The following is a 269-nucleotide window of genomic DNA, read 5'->3' on the forward strand; positions in this document are numbered from 1 at the left end:
ACACTGACAATCAGGTCTGCCCAAAGGGGGACGGGGTTACCATGGAACATGCGCGTGGCCCTGTTGCTTGCTAGTCGTCTTGATCGTTCTTGTCATCCATGTTCCGGGATGCCGTGCGGGCATCTTCCAGGGCAGCAAACTGTTCCGAAATCAGTGAGCCTACTTCCTGATTGACCTTGCGGATGGTGTCGTACACCAGGCCGATGGTCTTGCGTTGTTTTTCTTTCAGGCTGCCGGCCTGTTCTTCAAACAGGCCCAGTTTTTCCAGT

The 269-nt window shown here is 54.3% G+C and carries 1 pseudogene; it reads right to left on the reverse strand.

Features of this window, described 5'->3' with window-relative positions:
- Nucleotides 1–70: 70 nt before the first annotated feature.
- A pseudogene (locus A3714_RS18075) lies at nucleotides 71–269 on the reverse strand (hypothetical protein); the annotation flags it as partial.

The sequence above is a fragment of the Alcanivorax sp. HI0007 genome (assembly GCF_001635525.1).
GTDB lineage: Bacteria > Pseudomonadota > Gammaproteobacteria > Pseudomonadales > Alcanivoracaceae > Alcanivorax.